This window comes from Azospirillum sp. A29 (assembly GCF_042604625.1).
GTDB classification, from domain to species: domain Bacteria; phylum Pseudomonadota; class Alphaproteobacteria; order Azospirillales; family Azospirillaceae; genus Azospirillum; species Azospirillum palustre.
On record NZ_CP170460.1, the window covers coordinates 358,832 to 380,249 of the forward strand.

Here is a 21,418-nt window from a genome sequence, read left to right on the forward strand (position 1 = left end):
GAATGACCCAAGCCCCCCTCGGCCTGCTGAAGCGCCTCTTCGCCGGAGCGCCGGAGGCGCCCGCCCCGGATGCTGCCCCGGACGCCACACTCGGGGCCGATCCCGCTCCGCCGACGTCCCGCCTGGGCCACGAGCCGGCGCTGCATGCGATGCTGGGCCGGCAGATCCTCGACGCCCATCTGCGCAACCGCCACCAGCTGCTCGACCGCGCGCCCACCGACTTCCGGACCGCCGACGCGGACGAGACCCATCTGCTGGTCCTTGCCATGTCGGCCGCCGCCCAGGCCGACGGTGAGCTGGATGCGATTGAACGTGGCCGGATCAGGAGCAGGCTCGGCACCAGCAGCCTCGACGAGGAGGCCCGGAGCCGGCTGGAGCAGTTGGTGGACGAACCGCAATGCCTGGAGGAGCTGGTCCGCCGGATCGACACCCCGCGGCTGGCCGCGCGTTTCTACGCCGTGTCCCTGGCGACAGTCGACAAGAACGCGCCGATCAACCGCTCCTACCTGCGCTATCTCGCCCAGCGCCTGGGCCTGCCCGCCGATCTGGTTGTCCGGCTGAACCGGCAGATGGGGCTGCGGCTGTAAAGGGAATAGCAGGACTTTCGTCCTTCCCTCACACATCCTGCCCGCTGGCGCTGAGTTCGCTCAGCGCCTCGCGGATGGTGTCGGTGTCCAGCAGCATGCGGCGCGAGATATCGCTCAGCGTCAGCCAGCCGACGACCACCCCGCCCTCGTCCAGCACCGGCAGGCGGCGCACATGATAGGCACCCATGATGTCCATGGCGGTGGCCAGCGTGTCGGTGTCGCGGCAGCTGAACAGCGCGCTCGACATCACGTCGCGCACCCGCACCCGCGTGTTGTCGCCGCCTTCCGCCACCACGCGGAACAGGATGTCGCGGTCGGTCAGGATGCCGACGAGGTCGTCGGCCGATCCGACCGGCAGGGCGCCGACATCCAGTTCCCCCATCAGAGTCGCGGCGTCCTGCACGGTGGCGTCGGGCGAAATGAACTCCAGCGCCTTCGCCATGATCTCGGAAACCAGCACGGTCGTGATCCTCGTTGTTCGGGCCATCCGGACATTTGACCTGGGGCCGGGCTTGGGCAACGGAGCCCGCTTCCCGTTGTTCCCCGCCCCGCTCAGCCGCTCCTCTCAGCCGCCCAGCGGCCAGACCATGACGATCAGCCAGGTGCCGAGCGCCAGGATGATCAGCGACAGCGGCACGCCCAGCCGCGGATAATCGCCGAACCGGTAGCCGCCCGGACCCATGACCAGCGTGTTGCACTGGTGGCCGATGGGCGTCAGGAAATCGCTGCCGGCGCCGACTGCAACCGCCATCAGGAACGGGTCGGGGCTGAGTCCCAGCTGCTGCGCCATGCCCGCGCCGATGGGCGCCATCACCAGAACCGTCGCGGCGTTGTTCAGGAACGGGGTCACCGCCATCGCCGCCGCCATGATCAGCGCCACGCAGGCCACCGCCGGCAGACCACGCGCGGCGTCGGCCAGCAGCGTGGAGATCACCTGTGTCGCCCCGGTGCTCTCCAGCGTACCGCTGACCGGGATCAGCGCCGCCATTAGGACGATGATCGGCCATTCCACCGCATGGTAGGCATCCTCGACGCTCAGCACGCCGGTGACGATCATCGCCGCCGCCGCCGCCAGGAAGGTGACCGCCAGCGGTGCCAGATGGAAGGCGAGGACCAGCATCGTGACGACCAGGATGCCGACCGGCACCCAGACCGGACGTCGCCGGCCGAGTTGCAGCCTGCGCTCCGCCAGCGGAATCAGGCCGGCATCGGCCAGCGCATCCGGATAGCGCTCCGCCGGCACCTGCAACAGCAGCAGGTCGCCCTCCCTGAACGTCACATGATGCAGGCGCCGGGCGAGCCGCTCGCCGGTCCGGCTGACCGCCAGCAGACTGACGCCGAAACGCCGGCGCAGATCCAGATAGCGGTCCGATTTGCCGGCCAGCGGCGAGTCCGGCGTCACCACCGCCTCCACCGCCAGCAGTTCGCCCTCCGACCCCTCAAGAATGCCCAGCGGCTCCAGCGATGCACCCTGGACGAGGCGTTGCAGGGCGGGAGCGTCGCCCTCCAGGACCAGCACATCGTCGGCCATCAGGGTCCAGTGCTTGTCCGGCACATAGCGGCGGAAGCGTTCGCGGATCAGGCCGATTACCTGCGCCTCGCCCTCCGCCAGGGCTTCCACGTCGCGGACGGTGCGCCCGACGAAGGAGGACCCGGCCGGCAGCCTCATTTCGCTGGCGTAATTCTCGACCGCGAAGGTCTCCTCCGCCGAGCGGGCGCCACTGCGGTCCTGAGGCAGTAGGCGCCAGCCGACCGTCAGAAACAGCAGCCCGACGACCGTGATGCCCAGCCCGACCGGCAGGTAGTCGAACATGGAAAATGGCTGGCCGACAATTTCGGTCCGCACCCGCGAGACGATGATGTTGGGCGAGGTGCCGACCAACGTCATCAGCCCGCCCATCAGCGAGGCGAAAGCCATCGGCATCAGCACCCGGTGCGCACCCGTCCGATGCCGCCGCGCCAGCTGCATGGTGATCGGCAGGAAGATAGCGAGCGCGCCGATGTTCTTCATCAGCGCCGACATGAATGCCACCGATCCGCACAGGAAGGCGATCTGACGCGTCGGCGTGCTGAGCTTCGCCGCCACCGGACGCACCAGCGCGTCGATCACCCCGGACCGGGCGATCCCGGCGCTGACGATCAGGGCGGAGGCAATGATGATGACGATGTCGTCGGCAAAGCCGGAAAAGGCGTCCTTCGCGGGGATCAGCCCCAGGAACACGCCGGCCAGCAGGGCCAGCACCGCAACCACGTCGAACCGCCACCTGTTCCAGATCAGCATCGCCACCACGATGCCCACCAGCGCGAAGGACATGAACTGCTGAAGGGTCATCTGGGGTCCGTTCGTTGAGGTGCCCGAGGGTAACCCCGCGCCCCCCACCGGCGTTCCCGCAAAGCCTGCGCTCAGGCCCTGATGACCAGGATGCGCATCGTCCGTCGCTTCGGACTGCACTTTCAGGTTGCCTCTTGGGACGGCCCCCCGCACAGCACCCTCGTGCGGCCCCTCAGGCGGCGATGGCCCGCCGGTCCCGCCCCGCGGTCTTGGCCGCATACAGCGCCTGATCCGCCGCCGCCAAAAGGTCGTCCAGCGTGCTGCGCCGCCGCATCACGCTGATGCCGATGCTGACGGTGATGGCCAGCATACAGCCCGGCACGGCCACCCGCGCCTGACGGACGTCCGCCAGCAGCCGCTCGGCGATGCGGTCGGCGTCGGGACCGTCGGCGCCCGGCAGGATGATGGCAAATTCCTCGCCGCCCAGCCGCCCAAGCAGATCGTCGCCGCGCACCGCCGCCTGGAGGATGTCGGCCAGCATACGCAGCACGTCGTCGCCGGCCTGATGCCCGAAGCCGTCGTTGATCGATTTGAAATGGTCGGCGTCGATCATCAGGACGCTGACCGGCCGGCTCTGCCGCCAGACCTCCTCCAGCAACTCGGCGCCGCGTCCCATGAAGGCACGACGGTTCAGCAGCCCGGTCAGCGGATCCAGGTTGGCCAGCTCCCACAGCCTCTCTTCCTGCAGCTTGCGCTCGCGGATGTCGCGCAGCACGCCGACATAGATCGCCTCTCCCTCGCTGTGCGACGCGCCGAGCGTGAGTTCGACCGGAAACTCCACGCCGCTGCGATGGCGCGCCATCAGTTCACGGACACCAGCCTTTTCTCCCAGTCCGTGGCGCGCGAAATGAGCGGGGTCCTGCAGGTCGCGCAATTGGCATGGCAGCAGCAGGTCGATGGCCCGGCCGATCAGATCCTCGGCGGCATAGCCGAACAGGGTCGTTGCGGCAGGGTTGAGAAACTGGATGATGCCGGAGCCGTCCACCACCAGCATCGCATCGCGCGCGGTGGAGACGAAGGCGGTCAGCCGCTCTTCGCTGCGCTGTAGGGCGGCCGTGCGCTCCACCACACGCTGCTCCAGCCGGGCGTTGGCTTCGGCCAGTTGGAGCATCGCCCGCCGCCGCCGGGTGACCTGACGGTAGAGAATGGCGGACAGTGCCGCTCCGCCGCCGCTCAGCACCAGATCCAGCAGGAAAAAGACCGGCAGGCGTCCGAGCCAGCCGCCGATCGCCTCCCGGGTTTCGATGTTCGCCGCCGCGATGATGCCGTAGCGGGGACTGACCTGATAGGCGCCGGGGCCGGCCACACCCGGCAGGATGGAGCCTCGCGTCGTGCTGGTGGTCGTTCCCGGTTCCTGCCCATGGTGGAGGAACAGCGGCCAGTCGCCGGCCGAGCGGCCGAGGCAGTCCATGCTGGGCAGGCATCCGAACACGAAACCGGACGGCGAAACGATTGCCGCCTGCATGCCCTCTGGCAGCGGATATGCCTTCAGCATCGCGGAGAAGATTTCCGGGTCGAGCGCTGCGGAGACGATTCCGACGAGGCGGCCGAACCGGTCCTCGACCCGGCGGCTGACCGGCACCATCCATTGGCCGTCGGTCCGGCTGATGACCGGCTTTCCGATGAACAGGATGTCCGCACCGCCGTTCAAATGATACTGGACATAATCGCGGTCATGCAGATCGACGCCAACGGGGTGCGGCGTGCGGGAGTCGTGGGTCAGGCGCCCGTCCGGTTTGACGACGAAAAGGCTTCGCAGGATCGGTGTGATCCGGTGCTGATGGACCAGAAGACGATGGATGTCGAACTCTTCGAGGTCCGCGATCCGTTCGGAAACCCGCATGAACTCCGACACGACGAAAATGGTGCGGTCCGCGATCTCCAGCACCTCGTCCATATGCTCGGCACTGTGGGCCGTGGTGAGCGAGGCCAAATCCACCATGGACTGGATGCTGGCGCTGCGCTCCGCCGAGAGCAGGCCACCCAGCACGCCGTTCAACAGGATGATCAGTCCGAGGGTCGTGGCGACCCATACCCGCTTCATGGCGCCCCGTATCGCACAGCGTTCGGAGGGAACCATGCCCGCCGATAGGCTGGGCACGCAATTGGGACCAACCGCAGTCGCCGAACGCCCGGCCCTCGGCAATCGTCCGGTGCCGCCAAGCATTCGTTTCACGGTATCGGCTTACTGTCCATCCGGCCCCATGGCACAAGTTGTTGTGGCGAGCCATAACTTGAGAGAGCGTAGTATCCTGGATGATATTCGGGATTTTTTAAAATAACCGCTCACGATATCTAAATGGTTATCATAAGATTTTCCATGGACTCCCGATTCGTGCTCTGACATCGTTCGAATACGAACCTTTACGGGGCAGGAAATCGGAGTCAGGGCAATGAAAACTTCATCCACAAGTTTCAAGGTGGCTTGCCTGTTCGCAATCGCCGGCCTCAGCATGGGCATCGGAATGGCGGCATCGCAGGATCACACCCTGATGCCGGCCCATGCGCACCTCAATCTTCTGGGCTGGGTGTCGCTGTTCCTGTTCGGCGTCTTTTACCGCCTGCATCCGGCATTGGAAACCAGCCGTCTTGCGATGACCCAGATCGTCGTCTGGAGTGTCGGCACCGCCTTCCTCACGGTCGCGGTCGCGGCGCTGCATCTCGGCTATGCCGCGTTCGAGCCGGTCGCCGCAGTCAGCGCGCTGCTCCTGCTCGGCTCGCTTGGGCTGTTCTCCGTCCTGGTCTTCCGGTCCGGCAAGCTGCCGCAACCGACGGCGCGGGCAATGACCGCGGCAGAGTGAGCCCGCGGCGCTTCCGGACTGTTCCAGGCCCGGACGGCGCTCAGCATTTGCGCCGCAACGCATCCACGACGGCGCGCACGGCTGGAGACAGCGGCGCGCCCGCCGCGTAATAGAGGTGGAAGCCGGCAAAGGTCGGCGACCAGTCGGCCAGCACCCGCAGCAACCGCCCGTCATCGATCATCGGCTGCACGACCTGATCAATGCCGTGCCACAGGCCGACGCCGCCGATTGCAGCATCCAGCATCAGGTCGGCATCGTCGGTGACCAGCGTGCCGTCGACGTCGAGCACCACCATTTCCCCGTCGCGCTCGAAGGCCCAGCGATAGAGCGCTCCGCCGGGACCACTGAGGCAGCCGATGCAACGGTGACGCACCAGATCGGAGGGATGGAGCGGGGCCGGACGATCGGCGAAATAGCCGGGCGAACCGACGACCGCGGTGGTGAAGGGCTTGGTCAGCGCCACCGCGACCATGTCCTGCGCCACCTCGTTGCCATATTGGATGCCCAGATCGAACCCGTCGGTCAGGTCGCCCGGCCATTCGACCGTGCGCACGTCCAGCGTGACATGCGGAAACTCGCGCGCAAGCCGGCGGATCGCCGGCCCCACCAGCATCTGGATCGCCAGCCGGGGTGCCGCAAGCCGCACGGTCCCGACCGGCGCGTCCTCCGGAATGCCGGCCGCAGCGACGGCCTCGTCCAGCAGCGCCAGCGCCGGACGCAGATCCTGCAACAGCTTGGCACCGGCTTCCGTCACCGTCACGGCCCGCGTGGTCCGGTTCAGCAACCGCAGGCCCAGCCGATCCTCGAAGGCGCGGATCGCATGGCTCAGCGTCGACGGCGTCAGCCCCAGTTCGGCCGCCGCCCGGCGAAAGCTGCACGCTTCCGCCACCGCGACGAAGGCCCGCACCTCCGCATATTCCCCCGGCTTCAATCGCCTTCGCATTGCTGAATGCCACCCACCACCCTGTTGCACCGCAGCCGCCTTATGACGGAGCGCCCTGGATACTAGCTGAGGGTGATCGGACCCACCATTCCAGGGAAATGCAAATGACCGTCCGCAAATTCGCCGTCACCGATATCCAGCTTGAACGCACGCCCGGCCAGCAGGCCGACGTGTTCGTCGGCAACGCAGTCGACCAGCGCCATGGCGGGCCTGTCACCATCGGCTATGGCCGTTACGCACCCGACCAGAGCATCGACGAGCAAATCGCCGTCGACGACGTGATGGTGGTGCTGGAAGGCCGAATCTCCGTCACCTCCGACGCCGGTACGGTCACCGCCGGTACGGGCGAGATCGTCTATATGCCCAAGGGGTCATCCGTCACCATCCGCTCGCACGCGCAGGGCGCCCTCACCGCCTATGTCACCCATCCGCACTGGCAGGAGGCGCTTCCCGGCACAAAACAGCGCTGATCGACAAAACGCCGATGTTTGTGGTGCGGCTCACATCCGGGAATCCGGCGCTTGGGTAGGGTCTGTCCATCGGCAACACGCTGCACCCCGCGGCCCCGAAAACAGGAGACAGACCATGATCCGCACCGCCCTGCTGACCGGCTTCGCTTCGCTCGCCCTGTTCGCCGCCCCGGCGATGGCCCAGAACATCTCCGACATCTCCAACACCGCGGCCGGCATCGGCAACACTGCCAACCAGAGCGCGCTGGTCATGCAGAAGTCCAAGGGCCCCTTCGCCGGCCCGAACAGCGCCACCGTGTCCAACCTCGCCGCCGGCATCGGCAACACGGCCAACCAGGAAGCCTTCGTGAAGCAGCGCAGCGGCGGCCTGTTCAACGGCGGCTCGGCAGCCACCATCGGCAACACCGCGGCGGGCATCGGCAACAACGCCGGCCAGATGGCGACGGTGATGCAGCGGAGCGGCGGCCTGCTGAGCGGCGGTAGCGCCGCCAACGTCGGCAACACCGCGGCCGGCATCGGTAACACCGCCCTGCAGAGCGGCACGGTGCTTCAGCGTTCGGGCGGGCTGCTCGGGCCCTCCAACCGCAGCAACATGCAGAACCTGTCGGCCGGCGTCGGCAACTTCGCCGGACAGAGCGCCCTGGTTAAGCAGCGCTGACCACCCCCGCCTCCCGGCTTCCTCCCTGACCTCGCTCCGGCCGGCAACGGCTGGAGCATTTTTTTGCCCGCCGTCAGCCCCGGAGGCCCGCTCCGCACTTCAGAGGGAAATCCGCCGGCCGTTGTGGGGCAACTCACAGAAGCCGTTCGGGCACTTCACTTAAGCTCTCCACAAGGACGCCACCGAACCCCATCTCCAACCGAAGGAAATCCCACCATGATCCGCACCTGTGTTCTGGGCACCCTCGCCGCCATGCTGCTCGCCACTCCCGCCCTGGCGCAAAACAAGCCCGTCGGCCCCATGACCGGCCCCGGCATGCCGTCGATGATGGCGGTACCCGGACTGGTCAGCACCAACGTCGGCAACGCCACCAATGTCGGCGCCGGCATCGGCAACTCGGCACAGCAGCAGGGCGTTTTCCTTCAGGGCGGGGGCGGCGCTCCCATCCGCGGCGTCAGCCCGCTGGTCAGCACCAATGTCGGCACCGCCACCAACGTCGCCGCCGGCATCGGCAACAACGCCGGTCAGAGGCTGCTGGGCATCCAGGGCAGCGGTGTGCAGGTCGGGCTGAACTTCAGCGGCCGCGGCCCCCTGGTCAGCACCAATGTCGGGGTCGGCACCAACGTCACCGCCGGGATCGGCAACAGCGCCGCCCAATCGCTGACCGGCCTTCGCCGCTGAGCGCTCCTTTCCCTCCAATCCCGGAGGCCACCGATGCCGAAGCTCCCGACACTCCTAGCTCTCGCCGCACCCGCCCTGCTGGTCCTGGCCGTTTCGGCCTCGGTGCAGGCCGACTCCCTCTCCTGCCAGACGGTCAACGGCAAGACCGTCTGCATGCGAGGTTCGGGGACGCTCAGCTGCGTGACGCACAACGGCCGGACCCGCTGTTCGGCCACCCCGTCCGACCCGCAGTCGGAAGCCGTTCCGGATGCGGAAATCCAACGGCTTCCCCGCCCGATCGCTCCCGATCTGCACAGCCTGCTCGAGCGCCGGGGGTTCCCCTTCGACCATCGGGCCCACTCCCTGATCCTGGAGGACGATGACGATCCGGACATCGACTGATCCCCGCCGAGCCGCGAAACCGGAGAAGCCGAAGGAAATCTTCCGCTAAAGACGATCCACCGCACCCCCCGCAATCGAAGGGCGGCCGGCAGACGCCGGTCGCCCTTTTCGTATCCGACCCGTGCACGAACGGGGCAGAAGCGCCAACGACGGCGTACCGCCTTTGACGGCGGGGGTCGGGTCGGTTGCCGGCGTACCATTCCCCGCATCGATACGACCGAAGTAGTCACCCCCGCGCCGTCAGCCGAAGCTCAGCCAAGAGGCCGCCATGACCGCGATACGGATCAACTTCGACAAGGATCTCGTCCTTGCCGGACATTTCCTGCTCAAGCATCTGGAGCGGGAGGAAAGGCACCGTCTGGCGACCGCCGCGCGGCTGTCCCACCACGCGCGCGGCGCCATGATCTTCCAGAAGGGCGATCCCGGCGACAGCATGATGGCGGTCATCCGCGGCCGGGTGAAGATCTGCTGCCATTCCATGGACGGCAAGGAACTGGTGCTGAGCATCATCAACAAGGGCGGCCTGTTCGGCGAGATCGCCCTGCTGGATGGCGAGCCGCGCACCGCCGACGCGGTGGCTCTGGAGGAAACCGACCTTCTGGTTCTGGACCGGTCGCAGCTGATGCCGATGCTGACGGCAAGGCCGGATTTGGCCTTCCGCATCATCAGCGTGCTGTGCCAACGGCTGCGCCAGACCAGCGAGCATCTCGAAGACACCCTCTTCCTCGAAGCACCGTCCCGCTTCGCCCGCGCCCTGAAACGGCTGGGCGATGCCTTCGGCAAGTTGGGGCCGGAGGGGCTGCGTCTGGACATCAAGCTGTCGCAGCAGCAGCTGGGCTGCCTCGTCGGCGTCTCGCGCGAAAGCGTCAACAAGCTGCTGAACGAGTGGCAGCGTGCCGGAGTGATCGAGATGGACGCCGGCTATATCGTCATCCGCGACACCGACGCCCTGGACGACATCGCAGACTGCTGCGGCTGATACGCCAATCCGGCGCCGCTTGTGAGCCGCGCCACAGCGCGCTTTTACGATCAGCCTCAAGATGCTCCCCACACCCGGCCGTCAGCCACTGAGGGAGCCCAGCAATGATGTCGTCCCGCACCGTCTTTCTGCCTGCATTCGCTGCCCTGCTGCTGACCGCCGGGACGGCCGCGGCACAGGTCACCGGCGGCATCGCCTTTCCGCCCGGTCCGATCCCCGGCGCGGCGATGGCGCAGGCCTTCGCCCAGACACCTCGGCTGCCGGTGTCGGTGAATCCGACGCCCCGCGGCGCCCCTCCCGGCGCGATGGTCACCAACCCGTCCGTGCGCCGGTCTTCCGTGAACCAGCAGGCGATCACCCGCATCCGCGGCGATGCCGGCTATCTCGCCGGCTTCAACAAGGGGCAGCCGCTGGCCGCCAGCCGTCAGCCGCCGGTGCAGCCGGTCGATCCCAGCTTCACCATCATCGATGCGCCCTTCATCGTGAACAATTTCAACAGCGCGCTGAACTTCGCCTTCGGCGACGGCAACATCAGCCAGCAGCAGCTCGGCGACGGCACCGCAGCGGCCGGCGCCGGCCCGGTGGAGACCGCCGCCCCGGCACCGGCGCCCGAACCGGCCCCGCTCCCCGCTCCGGCCCCCGCTCCAACCGCCAAGCCGGCCGGGCCTTCGACGCTCGATATGCTGATGAGCACAGCCGGACCGCTGCCGCATCTGCCCGCGGCGCTGGCCCATGGCGGCGTCCAGTTCAACAACGTGAACACCACCACCAACACCGCCGTCGGCAAGGGCAACCGGGCGACCCAGACGACGGTCACGGTCCAGCGCTGATCCCCGTCAGTTCACCTCCCGCGCCACCCGGAAGCCGTTGGTGAGATAGCGCACGTCGATGTCATAGCTGTTGCGCATCGTTCCATTGATGGCCTCCAGCTTGTCGCGCCAGGACCCGCCGCGCAGAACCCGCTTGCGGCAGTTTCCTTGCGTCCAGGCGCTGCCGTCGGCCGGGGCGCCCTGGTAGTTCTTGTTCCAGCAGTCGGCCACCCATTCCGCCACGCCACCGTTCATATCGTGCAGCCCGAACGGGTTGGCCTTGTAGCTGCCGGCGGCGGCCGGAGTCAGATGCTCGTGCGGACCGCCACAATCGTCGCAGTCGGCATGGTTCCCCTCCTCCGCCCCCCACCAGAAGGGTGTGGCGGTGCCCGCCCGCTCGGCGAATTCCCATTCCGCCTCGCTCGGCAGGCGATAGCGCTGCCCGGTCTTGCGGCTGAGCCAGGCCACATAGGCCTGCGCATCCTGCCAATGTAGATTGTGGACGGGGGTTCCATCGGTCGGGTTGGTCATGCGCGGCATGTCGGTGCAGCCGCCCTCCTGGATGCAGGCGCGCCATTCGCCGACCGTTACCTCATACATGCCGAGCGCGAAGGGCTTGGCGATGGTGACGCGGTGGACCGGCCGTTCCGACGGGTCGCCCTTGTCGTTCCCCATCATGAAATTGCCGGCCGGCACGCGCACCAGCACCGGGCAGGTCGGACAATCCTGGAAGCTGTTGCCCGAGCCATGATTGCGCGCCGTGCCGTTCGTCGGCCCGGATGGCGCAGTTGACGGCGCAGCTGGCGGCGCAGGCTGTGGCGCTGCCGGCGGCGCGGTCGCCGCCACCTGCGGCTCGGCCGGCGGTGGAGCGGCGACCTGGGCCGCTGCCGGCGCCGGTGGCGCTTCACGCTTCAAGAGCGCGGCGGCGACGAAGCCCTGGGTGCCGTCCTCCAGCGCGATGCGGTACCACCCGCCCTCCAACACGCGGCCGAGCACCTGCACCGCCGCCCCGCGCGCCACCCGGCCGACCCGCGCCCCGCCATTGGCCGGCGTCGCCCGCAGGATGCCGTCCGCCGTGACGGTGTAGCGTCCGGGTTCGGCCGGCTCCAGCCCCGGTCCCATCGCCGTTTCCGGCTTGGCTTCCGCCTTTGGCGGCGGCTCCGCCGGTTTGCCGGCGATCTTCAGCGCCTCAAGCTGCCGACGGGCCAACGGCGCGTAATTGCCGCTGCCGAACAGTTGCAGGAAGGCCTGATAGTCGCCGGGCTCCTTGCTGGACTGGATGCGTTTCCACACACTGTCCTCCAGCTCGGCCACCGGCGCGGTGCCGGGCGCCGCGATCTCCACGCTCACGCTCGCCGCGGCGGTGCCGCCACGCCCGTCATCGACGCTGTAGCGCAAGGTGCCGGCGGGACCGGGAGCGGCGGCCTCCGGGTCGAAGGTCAGGCCGGTCAGCGCCTGGACGGTCAACCGGTCGCCCGACTTCACCACCGCCGCACCATTGTGGACGCTGCCGCGCTCCGGCACGGCGGTGACGGTGACGGTCAGCGGGTCGCCATCCGGGTCGGACGGGGCGTCGATCCCCATCGGGTTGCCGGCGACGCGCAGCTTGCGCTCCGCCACCACCGCCGGGGGCTGGTTGCTCGGCTTGATGGTAACCGGGATGGCACCGGTGGTCATGCCACCGCGCCCGTCGGCCACCAGGAACTCGAAGGCGCCGGCATCGCCGCGGAAGCTGCCGTCCGGCTTGAAGCTGGTGGCCGCCAGCTGTTCCACTGTCAGGTAGTCGCCGATCAGCACGCTGCGCTCCCCGACGCGGACGGTGCCGCCGCGCGGCAGTCCGGTGATGCGGGCATACATCTGGTCGTCGTCGGGATCGGTCGGCTTGCCGGCCCCCAGTGGCTCCGCGCCGGCACGGTCGAGCACGGTCAGCGCCCGCAACTCCCCCAGCACCGGCGGCCGGTTGGGCGGGCGCGGGTTGAAGTAGAAGGGCGTTGCGCCGAGCGACCCGTAGACGAACGGCTCCTGCCGCCCGTTGGTGGCCTGCTTCACCGTATCGCGCACATTGCGGAAGAACAGGCTCAGTTCCAGCCCCGGCGTCTGGAGATGCTGGAGCAGCGCCGCGCTGAAGGGGCTGTGGTCGCCGGTGCCGTCCTCCGCCAGCTGGTCGGCGCGGGTCGCCATCGCCACCAGCGTGTCGCTCGGCGTGTCGTCGACGCTGCCGAAGCCGGGATGCGCCTGGTTGCGGTTCGAGCCGCTGCGGGTCAGGCGGTCGACGAAGGGATTGTTGCGGCAGGCGTCGAGGATGAGGATGCCGAGCTTGCGCGCTCCCGCCAGTTCGCCCATCGGCAGGTTCAGCGGGATCGCCTCATAGACCAGATCGCGCTCGCGTTCCAGCTGGGCGTCGGCTGGTAACAGATAGTTGACGCCGTTCACCTGGATGCCGTGCCCGGCGTAAAAGATCACCGCCACGTCGGCCTGCGAAGCCTTCAGGCCGAACTGGCGCAAGGCGGTGGCGAAACCGCGGGCATCCAGATCGTACTGCTCGTCCACCGTGAAGTTCAGTGCCCGCAACGCGTCGCCGATGGCTTTCGCATCGTTGCGCGGGTTCACCAGTTCCGGCGCATTGCGGTAATTGCTGACCCCAATCACCAGCGCCAGCCGGCTTTCCGCCGCGGCACCGGCCGGCGTCTGTCCGGTGGTGGCCGGACCGGCCGCAAGCGCTCCCCCGCCGAGGCCCATGAGCGCCAGCAGCCCAGCCGCCAGCAATAGGAGCAGCACCGCGACCATCGTCCGGCAGGGTCCGACCGGTTTCACCATCCCCGCCTCCGTACCCGTGCAAAGAGGCGCCGCACTCCGTGGTCGGTCGCATGCGACCTGTAGGCTCACCGGCGAAGCTTGCGGCGCATAGCGGATGGCTGTTCGAATCGATTTCGGAAATTGCCGGCAGCCCGCCATGGATGGAAGGAAGCATACCATGGCTCAAACCCATTCCAAGCCGCCCCTTGAGCCCGAACCCGGCAAAAGAGGGGGTGGCAGGCCGAAGTGATTACTTCATGTATCGAGGATTAATGCTGATGATTATCGCCGACGGCTATCGGCGTCTTCATCATCGATCAACAGCCAGATCCGCACCGCCTTCACCTTGCCCTTCAGCGCGACCTCCCCCACCGGCAGCGCCGTGCAGCGGACGCCCGCCGCCTGCTGCCCCCCTTGCCGCACCGCCTGCCAAGTCGGATCGCCGACGATGATCCGGCAATGGCGCGACGTGCAGGCATCGACCAGCTTGCCGTAGGCCTCCAGGCGGGCGGCGGTGTTCGCGGTGTCGCCGAGTAGCGAGTATTCGCTGTGCCGCAACCCGCCAAGGCTGCCGGCGACGAGCGGGCCGGTGTGGACGCCGACCCGGATGCCGACCGGCGGCAGTCCTTCCGCCTGCCACCGCCGGTTCAATGCCACCAGCTCCCGGCCCATCTGCAAGGCGCAACAGACCGCACGGCGGGCGTCGGCGTCGATCTCGTCCTGCGTGCTGCGGGCGACCGGCGCGCCGAACACCGCCAGAATCGCATCGCCGACGAAGCGCAGAACCACCCCGTCATTGGCGGTGACGATGTGGACCATCGCATCCAGATAGCCCTCCAGCCAGCGGATCAGCGGTTCCGGCTCCAGTGCCTCGCAGATGGTGGTGAAGCCCTCGATATCGGAAAACAGCACGGTGGCGGTCAATTGCTGCGGGCGCGGGCGGTTGCCGGTCATGAAGGTTGCACGTTCGCGCCAGATCTCCTCCGCAACCGGCTGGGAGACATGGTTGGCGAACAGCTGCATCATGACGCGCCGGTCCGCCCGTTCTCGCAGCGACATCTGCACGGTCATGGCCGCAAGCCCCGCCCCCCAGGCCAGCGACGGCGCCACCAGCGGCACCAGCGGCCCGCCCGCCGCGAACAGCGCATTGGCACCGGTCCAGGCGGCAGCCGGCACAAGCAACCCGGCCGCCGCCACCAGCCACAAGGGTAATCCGGCCAGCGCCACCGCCACCCCGGCCGCCGCCATCAGCAGCGCCAGCGCCGCTTCGCCCGCGAACGGCAGGCGCGGGCTGCTCCGCCCATCGAGAAGCTGGGCCAGCACATGCGCCTCGATCTCCACCCCCGGGGTCGACGCACCGGCCGACGACAGCGGCGTCCGATGCTGATCGATACCGGCCAGCGCCGTGCCCACCAGCACCGTCCGCCCGGCCAGCCAGCTTTTCGGCAGAACGGCGACAGTCTCCGCGGGATAGATCGGAAACGGGGCGGTCGAGCCGTCCGGTCGGCCATGCCAGTCGATGCGGAAGGGTTCGCCCGGCACAACCGACACACCGCCCAGGCGGGCAAGCTGAACCGGCAGGCTCGGCGTGCCGTCGCCGCCAAAGGGGACATGCCAGCGCACAGCGGCATCCAGCCGGTCCTTCGCCAGATTGGCATGGCCGCGCGGCATCCCGTCGGTGAAGCCGTCGAGGAAACGGCGCTGCCGCTCGGTCAGCGGCGTCTGCTCCAGCGCCGTGATCGCCACCACCGGAACCGGAGCGCCCAGCATGGTACGGCGCAGCCGGTCGTCCAAGGCCGGAAGGCTCGGCTGGTCGAACAGCACGTCGATGCCGATGGCGCGGACCCCGGCCGCCGCCAACACGCCGACGATGTCGGCGAGCATGCCGCGATCCACCGGCGACCGACAGGCAAGACCGGCGAAGCTGTCCTCGCCGAACAGCACCAGCGCGACGGCCGGATGCTGTGGCTGCGCCGGGGCGGCGGCGGCGATCAGCCGGTCGCTCAAGCTCTCGTCGGCGGTGCGCAGCGGCGGCACCAGCCGCGTGGCGGCAAGCGCCAGCACCGCACCCGCCAGCATGACGGCCACCGGCAGCCAGCGGCGCGACCAGCCGCGACGGTCCGGCGGCGGGTCGCGCACCGCCGGTTTCGCAACGGCGGGAGGCTGCGGCCCTTCCCTGGGGTTCGCCGGCGGGCCGTCCATCCGCTCCTCACCGAACCTTCAGGATCAGCTGCGCGGAGGCCACCTCCGTCTCGCGCAGGCGGGACACCGCGCGGTCGAGCTGGCCGGCGGCATCCTCGGCCAAAGGGCGGAAGGCGGCATCGCGGCCGGGAATCTCGCCGTCCAGATTGCGGCTGGTGGCGATGCAGCGCACCTCCAGATCGGCGGGTGTATCCCCGGCGCGCAGCGGCATGCGATCGCCGGACAGGCTGATTGGCACATTGCCCATCACCCGGGCGCTCATCGTGGCACCGGACGGGAAGATCGGGATCAGCTGGCCGCGCGCGTTGCGCAGATAGCAATATAGATGGGCGTCACGGTCGGTCTGCACCAGCAGGCGGATGTCCTCGCCCGGCCGGTAGGCGGCATTGCCGGCCGGATCGGCTGACAGAAAGACGTCGAGCGGCACCATCGCGTCGCGCAGGGATGCCATCGCCGCCCCGCTCTGCCCGGCGCAGCCGGCCGATGCCAGGCCGACCGCCAGCGCCGCGCCGCCCGCGGCCTCCACCATGCGGAGATGCAGGGTGCCGACCGGTGTGCCATCCGGCCGCAGCATGCCGATGTCCGTTCCGTCCGCGAGCGGCAGGCTCCGCGGCCAGGGGGCCGGGCTGCCGTTCGTCCATTCGACCGCCGCGCGCTCTCCACCGGCCTGCAACGTCAACCGGTCCAGTCCCGGCTCAGCCGGGCGCCGCAGCAGGGGGGAACTGCCGGCCTTGACGCATTGCGTGCCGGATGCCGACGGGTCGATGGCCAGCGCCTTCTCCAGCGCCGCATCCAGCGGATTTCCCAGTGCACGCGCGGCACCGAGGTCGCTCTGCATGAACCGGTCATCGCCGGGACCGGCACGGGCCGACACGGCACCGTCCGCCGTCTGGCCGGGAACCCCGTCATAGGGACCGCGCAGCCGCAGAAGGCGCCCGTTGGCAAACAGCAGCGTCGCATTCGCCCCGTCGGGAAGCCTGACCGCCTGCCCGTCGGCGACGAGCTGGCCCTGGACATAGCCGGGCGCGCTCGACGCCACGACCACGCCCTCCGCCGCGGCCTCCTGGCCGAAGCCGAGGGCGAGGACGGCGGCGGCTCCCAGCAAAGAAGAAAAGCGTCTCTTCGGCATGATGGTCACCTCCTGGATTTGAAAGGATCAGTCGCGGTTCCGGCTCTTGCCGGTGGCGGCCCCGTCATCGGGCGCGAGCAGGCAGGCAGTGCGGGATTGCGTCACCACCGACACCGCTCCGTCCGTCCCGCCGTTGCGGCGGAAGCGCAGCCCGTTCATCTGGCTGGCGATGCTGAGCGAGACGACGGCAAGGTCCTCCTCGTCGATGATCTTGTGGCCGTCCTGCCAGCACTGGACACGGACCCGCTTGCCGGATGGGGCGACATCCACGCCGCCCGCAACACCGCCGCTGGTGGCGCCCGACGTGTCGGCCCCCTTCTTGCGGACAACCGTGGCATCGGCAGCACCGGCGAGCCATAGGGCGGCAAGACCGAGGCAGGCCGCGAGGAGCAGAGCGTGTTTCATGGCATTCCCCTCCGTTCGGGCCGCATTCAATGGGTCGGCTTGAATTCGACGCGCCGGTTGCGGCCGTCATAGGGGTTGGCAGCGATCGGCGCCGTCGGGCCCTTGCCGTCCACCGTGATGCGCTTGGGGTCGATCCGATGGACGCGGACCAGATATTCGCCGACCGACACCGCGCGGCGCTGCGACAGCAGCATGTTGTGGGAAAGGCTGCCGCTGGCGTCGGTGTGACCCTCCACCGTTAACCCAAGGGTCGGATCCTCCTTCATCAGCGCCCCGACGGCGTCGATGTAGGAGGCGGACTCGGCCGGGATTTCGGCGGAGTTGAGCGCGAAGTTGATGCGGAAGCCGAAGGCCTGCGGTGCGGCGCCCTGCTCCTGAGCGACAGGAGCGGTGGGCGGCTCGGCGGTGGCCATCTGGGCAGCCGGGGCCTCCGTGCGCACCTCCTGCCGGCGCTGCTTGTGGACCGGGCGGCTGGGTGCGGCTTGCGGAGCAGGTTGGGGCGCCGGTTGGGCAACGGGCTGCACCTCGGGCTGCGGAGCCGGCTGCGCTGCGGAAGGGATCGGCGCCGTGCCGTAGTTGATCTCGTCGATGGGCCGGGGCCGCTTGGCGGCGGCACCGGCCGCACCGCCGATGATCTCGATGCTGCGGGTGCGGATTTTGGGTTCCGGCGCCACCACCTCGCGCAGTTCCTCCACGCTGGGCGGCCGGTCGAACATCATCACCTTCGACGAGCCCGACCCTTCCACCGTTTGGGCGAACACCGGACCGGCCCAGGCGGCGGCCAGCATCGGCAGGGTGGCGACCAGCGTATGGGCCAGGGTATGGGACAGGATGGACTTGGTCATGTCAGGCTCCATGGGCAGGAGAAGGAACGGCGTTGCCCTGGTTCTATCGCCACCACCCTGCCCCGCGCTGTGAGCCGGACAACAGTCGACCCCCGATTCCGGCGGTTCGCCCGAGGTTACTCCCCCTGTGCCAGCGTGCCGGGCAGCACCTTCACCGTCAGCCGCTTGGCGCGGGCATCGCTGCCCTTGGCGGTCGCGAAGGCATTGATCACGTCATCCAGGGCGGCACCGGGTATGGGCTGCAAATCCTCGCTCTTGAACGCCTCGGGGATCCGCACGCCGATCTCGTCGTGCGACAGGACGCAGGCGACCATCTCCTCGGCGTTGGGCCGGTCCATGCGCAGGTTGAAGGGCTTCTGCACCCCCGGCGGGATTTCCACCTGCCGGCCGGCCTCGACGAAAGCGTCGGGCTGGAAGCGGTTGGGGAAGATACGGGACACCGTGCCGGCGGCATCGCGGTAGTAGCAATAGACGAAGCCGTCCGCCGTCGGCTGCATCCGCACCACCAGCGCCTCGCCGGCGCGGTAGCGCGGTGCCGGCCCGCGGTCCGACGACAGCAGCAGGTCGAGCCGGGACGGCGACGGCTGGGCGCGGGGCAACCCTTCGCCCCCGGCATTGCTGACGCTCTGTAGCCTAGCCGGCGACGCCCCACCCTGGCCGGGCGGCTTGGCGAGCAGGCGCTGGTAGAGGTCGAAATCGATGCGGCCGGTGGCGATCAGGTCGCTGTCCGCCTGGAAACGGCCGACCGCTTCGGCGGTCCGCTGGTCGAGCTGCCCGTTGACCGGCCCGTCGTAATAGCCCTGCGCCGACAGCGCGCGCTGGGTGAAGGTCACGCGCTCCGACGGAGCCATGCCGTCGAACCAGCCGCGCGCCTCCGCCATGAAGGCGGGGTTGGTCTGGTCGATGCCCAGGCATTGCCAATAGGGCACGCGGGTCAGCTTGCCCAGCACCTCGATGGTGCTGAGTTCGACCAGCGTGCGCACCCCCTGGTGCAGCCCCTCCGACCGGTTCAGCGAGATGTTGAAGGACAGGCCGGCCTTGCCGATGACGCCACCGGTATCCGCACCGCGCCCGGACGACACCACCGCCAGCGTGTTGGACGCCGACATGCCGGGGATGATCTGGCGCGTCACCAGTTCACCGACATTGAGGTCGACCGAGACCATCGACACCACCTGATCGGCCGACACGCCGATGTCCAGCTTGGGCAGCGACAGTCCGGCTCCCGCCGCCTCGCTGACCACATTGTCGTCCAGCTGGGTGATGGCGCCGCGGATGTAGTAGGAGGGCGCGCGGAAGTTCGGCTGCACCCCGATCATCCAGTACAGCGCGTTGACGTCGTCCAGCGCCGGCTCGAAATCCACGAAGCGGAAGGCGTTGGAGGTTTCCGACATCCGCGAGACGGCGGTGATCAGCATTTCCTTCGTGCCGCCGGCGACCCGGCCGGTGGCGTCGGGCAGGCCGTTGGCGGTGATGTAGATGTCGTGCTTGCCATGGGTCCACAGCAGCGTGTCCATGCAGCGCAGCGCCTCGCTGAAGCTGCTGATGGTGCGGACGGCCGGGGTCTTCGGCTGCTGCACCACGCGGGCCATCTCGCCGGAGGTGAAGCAGCCGCCGAGCGCCAGCGTCAGGCCGACGGAAACCACGGCGGAACCAAGGAACCGGACCATGCTCATCGGCGCTGTCTCCTGTGGGTTTGTGGTCCGGCTTGCTGCCTGCGCCGTCAGGCCGGCTCAGGACCGGTCACCGCGCCGACAGTTGCGGGCTGCGGTCGGCGCGGACCGTGATGGTGATCTTCTTCGACATGATCGGCGGGTCGTGCGGCACATGGTCGGCGTCGGCCAGGACCAGTTGCAGCGTGTGGCGGCCGGGCGGCAGTTCTAGGATCGTTTCGGTCTGGCCCTTGCCGAAATGAAGGTGCTGCTTGTCGCTGGGGATCGGCTCGTTGAAATTCTTGAGGTCAGTGTCGATCAGAAGATGATGGTGGCCGGTGCCGTCCTTGTGGATGCCGGCCGGCGCGACGCCGAAATTGCGCAGCCCGAACCACACCTTGAAGCGCGTCCCCACCACCTGGCCGTTGTTGGGCCAGCCGATGTAGAGCCATGCATCCTTTCGGCCGGGCGTCCGCGGCGCGGCGCCAGAGTCGCTCTGGCTGTCCTTCTGGCCGGCCTTCTGCTGGGCGGATGCGTCCGCCGCAGCCGCGGGCGTCGCCGTGACCGTCACCAGCGCGAGCGACAGCACTCCCCACAGCACCGCGCAGGACACCGCGCCCAGAACCGGTTGCAGGCGGCGAGCGGTCGTAAGCGCGCACGAATTCGATGTCATGGTGCCCTCCCTGGCAGGGACGAAGCGAACGGCTCCGGTCAGCGGACGGTGATGGTCACCTTCTCGGACATCACCGGCGGGTTGTGCGGAATGTGGTCGGCGTCGCCCAGGACCATCTGAAGCGTGTGGGTTCCGGGCGGAAGCTCCAGCCGCGCTTCGGTCTGGCCGGCACCGAAATGAAGGTGCTGCTTGTCGTTGGGGATCGGCTCGTCCGGGTTCGTCAGTTCGGTGTCGATCAGCAGGTGATGGTGCCCGGTGTCGGCATGGCTTATGCCGGCCGGTGCAATCCCCATGTTCTGGAGCCCCATGCGCACCCAGAATTTCCCGCCATTGATGACCGTCCCGTTGGGAGGCCACAGGATGTAGGCACGCGCGTCATCGGGCGCTTTCGCCCGGTCAGCCATTCCCTGCCCAGCCAGAAACAGCGGCAGAAGCAGCAGGGTGCCGACTGCGATCACGGCAGTCCGCAGCATGATTTCCCCCTGTTTTCTTCATTGCCCTTTGTCGGATGCCATCGATCTTAGTCTTCGACCGCGAAGCAGGGTTCCCCCGAATTCTTGGGTAATCCCATCCCGTTGGAAAACAACCCGCTCCTGCGCCACACCCTTCCGAATTGGCGGATAATCGTCTTCTCCATCCCCACCATTGCGGGTGAGGACGGCTCAGGGAAGACAGACAGGCGACCTTTTCAGCGCTTGATCCCGAACAGTTGCTCGTTCATCGCCGCCCGGTCCGCAGTTGCCACACCGCCGGCCCGCCCCGGCAACTGCAGTCCGCCGCCCATCGCGCCGTTCGCCAGGGAGGGGCCGTTCGTCCGGCCGTTCCCCATCCAGGGCGGGAAAGCGCCAACGGGACCGGCCACATTGGGCGGCGCGTTGCCGACCCGGTTCCCCAACAGGGAAACCGCCGCGGCCGAAAGCGGCACGCCACCGGACTGCACCTCGAAAGCGGCGGCCGGCCGGACAATGGCGGTGATCGCGACGAGAGCGGAAAGGCAAAGGGTAACGGCGGCAAGGCTGCGCATCGGGGCTTTCCTCCGCGAACGGGGCCAGGGGCGGCATGGCCCCATCCTGCC

At 68.5% G+C, this 21,418-nt stretch carries 21 protein-coding genes; 8 read left to right on the top strand and 13 right to left on the bottom strand.

Translation table 11 applies throughout. The annotated features are described in order from the left end of the window. Positions 1-2 precede the first annotated feature (2 nt). Entirely contained in the window at positions 3-587 is a 585-nt protein-coding gene (locus ABNQ38_RS01535; RefSeq protein WP_377805344.1) for a DUF533 domain-containing protein, read from the top strand. 28 nt (positions 588-615) lie between these two features. Here the strand turns inward: ABNQ38_RS01535 and ABNQ38_RS01540 are convergent, their stop codons facing one another. The 3 genes from ABNQ38_RS01540 to ABNQ38_RS01550 form a co-directional block, all read right to left on the bottom strand. Next, positions 616-1,047 (bottom strand): CBS domain-containing protein, encoded by a 432-nt coding sequence (locus ABNQ38_RS01540; protein ID WP_244592406.1) that lies wholly within the window; start codon positions 1,045-1,047, stop codon positions 616-618. Positions 1,048-1,152: 105 nt separating this feature from the next. After that, the gene (locus ABNQ38_RS01545; protein ID WP_377805346.1) at positions 1,153-2,919 is read right to left on the bottom strand and encodes an SLC13 family permease; all 1,767 of its coding nucleotides are present in this window, start codon (positions 2,917-2,919) and stop codon (positions 1,153-1,155) included. Positions 2,920-3,091: 172 nt separating this feature from the next. Next, positions 3,092-4,963 carry a diguanylate cyclase gene (locus ABNQ38_RS01550; protein ID WP_377805347.1) on the bottom strand — a complete coding sequence of 624 codons (1,872 nt, stop codon included), beginning with the start codon at positions 4,961-4,963 and terminating at the stop codon, positions 3,092-3,094. Positions 4,964-5,312: 349 nt separating this feature from the next. On the opposite strand from ABNQ38_RS01550, the gene ABNQ38_RS01555 reads away from it, so the two are divergent. Beyond that, positions 5,313-5,720 carry a hypothetical protein gene (locus tag ABNQ38_RS01555; protein WP_377805349.1) on the top strand — a complete coding sequence of 136 codons (408 nt, stop codon included), beginning with the start codon at positions 5,313-5,315 and terminating at the stop codon, positions 5,718-5,720. Between the two features lie 40 nt (positions 5,721-5,760). On the opposite strand, the gene ABNQ38_RS01560 is transcribed toward ABNQ38_RS01555, so the two are convergent. After that, complete coding sequence (locus ABNQ38_RS01560) at positions 5,761-6,663, bottom strand: LysR family transcriptional regulator (RefSeq protein ID WP_377805350.1); 903 nt, start codon at positions 6,661-6,663, stop codon at positions 5,761-5,763. 104 nt (positions 6,664-6,767) lie between these two features. Here ABNQ38_RS01560 and ABNQ38_RS01565 point away from each other — a divergent pair, with 104 nt between their 5' ends. From ABNQ38_RS01565 to ABNQ38_RS01590, 6 genes are all read left to right on the top strand, one after another. Beyond that, the gene (locus ABNQ38_RS01565) at positions 6,768-7,133 is read left to right on the top strand and encodes a hypothetical protein (protein WP_377805351.1); all 366 of its coding nucleotides are present in this window, start codon (positions 6,768-6,770) and stop codon (positions 7,131-7,133) included. Positions 7,134-7,248: 115 nt separating this feature from the next. Then, positions 7,249-7,791 (top strand): hypothetical protein, encoded by a 543-nt coding sequence (locus tag ABNQ38_RS01570; protein WP_377805352.1) that lies wholly within the window; start codon positions 7,249-7,251, stop codon positions 7,789-7,791. A gap of 216 nt (positions 7,792-8,007) precedes the next feature. Continuing rightward, positions 8,008-8,472 (top strand): hypothetical protein, encoded by a 465-nt coding sequence (locus ABNQ38_RS01575; RefSeq protein WP_377805353.1) that lies wholly within the window; start codon positions 8,008-8,010, stop codon positions 8,470-8,472. A 33-nt stretch (positions 8,473-8,505) separates the two neighbouring features. Next, a complete protein-coding gene (locus ABNQ38_RS01580) occupies positions 8,506-8,853 on the top strand; it encodes a hypothetical protein (RefSeq protein ID WP_377805354.1) in 348 nt (115 codons plus the stop codon). Positions 8,854-9,121: 268 nt separating this feature from the next. Next, entirely contained in the window at positions 9,122-9,832 is a 711-nt protein-coding gene (locus tag ABNQ38_RS01585; RefSeq protein ID WP_377805355.1) for a Crp/Fnr family transcriptional regulator, read from the top strand. A 104-nt stretch (positions 9,833-9,936) separates the two neighbouring features. Further along, complete coding sequence (locus ABNQ38_RS01590; protein WP_377805356.1) at positions 9,937-10,662, top strand: hypothetical protein; 726 nt, start codon at positions 9,937-9,939, stop codon at positions 10,660-10,662. 6 nt (positions 10,663-10,668) lie between these two features. Here the strand turns inward: ABNQ38_RS01590 and ABNQ38_RS01595 are convergent, their stop codons facing one another. The 9 genes from ABNQ38_RS01595 to ABNQ38_RS01635 form a co-directional block, all read right to left on the bottom strand. Continuing rightward, the gene (locus ABNQ38_RS01595; RefSeq protein ID WP_377805357.1) at positions 10,669-13,458 is read right to left on the bottom strand and encodes an SUMF1/EgtB/PvdO family nonheme iron enzyme; all 2,790 of its coding nucleotides are present in this window, start codon (positions 13,456-13,458) and stop codon (positions 10,669-10,671) included. Between the two features lie 261 nt (positions 13,459-13,719). Beyond that, positions 13,720-15,639, bottom strand: a complete 1,920-nt coding sequence (locus ABNQ38_RS01600) for a CHASE2 domain-containing protein (protein WP_377805358.1) — start codon at positions 15,637-15,639, stop codon at positions 13,720-13,722. A 7-nt stretch (positions 15,640-15,646) separates the two neighbouring features. After that, on the bottom strand, positions 15,647-16,768 hold the full coding sequence (locus tag ABNQ38_RS01605; RefSeq protein ID WP_377805359.1) for a DUF4384 domain-containing protein: 1,122 nt from the start codon (positions 16,766-16,768) through the stop codon (positions 15,647-15,649). Positions 16,769-16,795: 27 nt separating this feature from the next. Further along, on the bottom strand, positions 16,796-17,173 hold the full coding sequence (locus ABNQ38_RS01610) for a hypothetical protein (RefSeq protein WP_377805360.1): 378 nt from the start codon (positions 17,171-17,173) through the stop codon (positions 16,796-16,798). A gap of 26 nt (positions 17,174-17,199) precedes the next feature. Beyond that, positions 17,200-18,018, bottom strand: coding sequence for an OmpA family protein (locus ABNQ38_RS01615; protein ID WP_377805361.1), 819 nt, complete (start codon positions 18,016-18,018; stop codon positions 17,200-17,202). A gap of 116 nt (positions 18,019-18,134) precedes the next feature. Beyond that, positions 18,135-19,694 carry a DUF4384 domain-containing protein gene (locus ABNQ38_RS01620; RefSeq protein ID WP_377805362.1) on the bottom strand — a complete coding sequence of 520 codons (1,560 nt, stop codon included), beginning with the start codon at positions 19,692-19,694 and terminating at the stop codon, positions 18,135-18,137. A 67-nt stretch (positions 19,695-19,761) separates the two neighbouring features. Continuing rightward, the gene (locus ABNQ38_RS01625; protein WP_377805364.1) at positions 19,762-20,343 is read right to left on the bottom strand and encodes a DUF4399 domain-containing protein; all 582 of its coding nucleotides are present in this window, start codon (positions 20,341-20,343) and stop codon (positions 19,762-19,764) included. A gap of 38 nt (positions 20,344-20,381) precedes the next feature. Continuing rightward, a complete protein-coding gene (locus ABNQ38_RS01630) occupies positions 20,382-20,816 on the bottom strand; it encodes a DUF4399 domain-containing protein (RefSeq protein ID WP_377805365.1) in 435 nt (144 codons plus the stop codon). Positions 20,817-21,031: 215 nt separating this feature from the next. After that, the gene (locus ABNQ38_RS01635; protein WP_377805366.1) at positions 21,032-21,367 is read right to left on the bottom strand and encodes a hypothetical protein; all 336 of its coding nucleotides are present in this window, start codon (positions 21,365-21,367) and stop codon (positions 21,032-21,034) included. Positions 21,368-21,418: the final 51 nt, after the last annotated feature.

Excerpts from the sequence above, each read along its gene's own strand:
- ABNQ38_RS01535 (WP_377805344.1), top strand. The coding sequence starts at position 3 with ATGACCCAAGCCCCCCTCGGCCTGCTGAAGCGCCTCTTCGCCGGAGCG.
- ABNQ38_RS01545 (WP_377805346.1), bottom strand. The coding sequence starts at position 2,919 with ATGACCCTTCAGCAGTTCATGTCCTTCGCGCTGGTGGGCATCGTGGTG.
- ABNQ38_RS01550 (WP_377805347.1), bottom strand. The coding sequence starts at position 4,963 with ATGAAGCGGGTATGGGTCGCCACGACCCTCGGACTGATCATCCTGTTG.
- ABNQ38_RS01555 (WP_377805349.1), top strand. The coding sequence starts at position 5,313 with ATGAAAACTTCATCCACAAGTTTCAAGGTGGCTTGCCTGTTCGCAATC.
- ABNQ38_RS01560 (WP_377805350.1), bottom strand. The coding sequence starts at position 6,663 with ATGCGAAGGCGATTGAAGCCGGGGGAATATGCGGAGGTGCGGGCCTTC.
- ABNQ38_RS01565 (WP_377805351.1), top strand. The coding sequence starts at position 6,768 with ATGACCGTCCGCAAATTCGCCGTCACCGATATCCAGCTTGAACGCACG.
- ABNQ38_RS01570 (WP_377805352.1), top strand. The coding sequence starts at position 7,249 with ATGATCCGCACCGCCCTGCTGACCGGCTTCGCTTCGCTCGCCCTGTTC.
- ABNQ38_RS01575 (WP_377805353.1), top strand. The coding sequence starts at position 8,008 with ATGATCCGCACCTGTGTTCTGGGCACCCTCGCCGCCATGCTGCTCGCC.
- ABNQ38_RS01580 (WP_377805354.1), top strand. The coding sequence starts at position 8,506 with ATGCCGAAGCTCCCGACACTCCTAGCTCTCGCCGCACCCGCCCTGCTG.
- ABNQ38_RS01585 (WP_377805355.1), top strand. The coding sequence starts at position 9,122 with ATGACCGCGATACGGATCAACTTCGACAAGGATCTCGTCCTTGCCGGA.
- ABNQ38_RS01590 (WP_377805356.1), top strand. The coding sequence starts at position 9,937 with ATGATGTCGTCCCGCACCGTCTTTCTGCCTGCATTCGCTGCCCTGCTG.
- ABNQ38_RS01595 (WP_377805357.1), bottom strand. The coding sequence starts at position 13,458 with ATGGTGAAACCGGTCGGACCCTGCCGGACGATGGTCGCGGTGCTGCTC.
- ABNQ38_RS01600 (WP_377805358.1), bottom strand. The coding sequence starts at position 15,639 with ATGGACGGCCCGCCGGCGAACCCCAGGGAAGGGCCGCAGCCTCCCGCC.
- ABNQ38_RS01605 (WP_377805359.1), bottom strand. The coding sequence starts at position 16,768 with ATGCCGAAGAGACGCTTTTCTTCTTTGCTGGGAGCCGCCGCCGTCCTC.
- ABNQ38_RS01610 (WP_377805360.1), bottom strand. The coding sequence starts at position 17,173 with ATGAAACACGCTCTGCTCCTCGCGGCCTGCCTCGGTCTTGCCGCCCTA.
- ABNQ38_RS01615 (WP_377805361.1), bottom strand. The coding sequence starts at position 18,018 with ATGACCAAGTCCATCCTGTCCCATACCCTGGCCCATACGCTGGTCGCC.
- ABNQ38_RS01620 (WP_377805362.1), bottom strand. The coding sequence starts at position 19,694 with ATGAGCATGGTCCGGTTCCTTGGTTCCGCCGTGGTTTCCGTCGGCCTG.
- ABNQ38_RS01625 (WP_377805364.1), bottom strand. The coding sequence starts at position 20,343 with ATGACATCGAATTCGTGCGCGCTTACGACCGCTCGCCGCCTGCAACCG.
- ABNQ38_RS01630 (WP_377805365.1), bottom strand. The coding sequence starts at position 20,816 with ATGCTGCGGACTGCCGTGATCGCAGTCGGCACCCTGCTGCTTCTGCCG.
- ABNQ38_RS01635 (WP_377805366.1), bottom strand. The coding sequence starts at position 21,367 with ATGCGCAGCCTTGCCGCCGTTACCCTTTGCCTTTCCGCTCTCGTCGCG.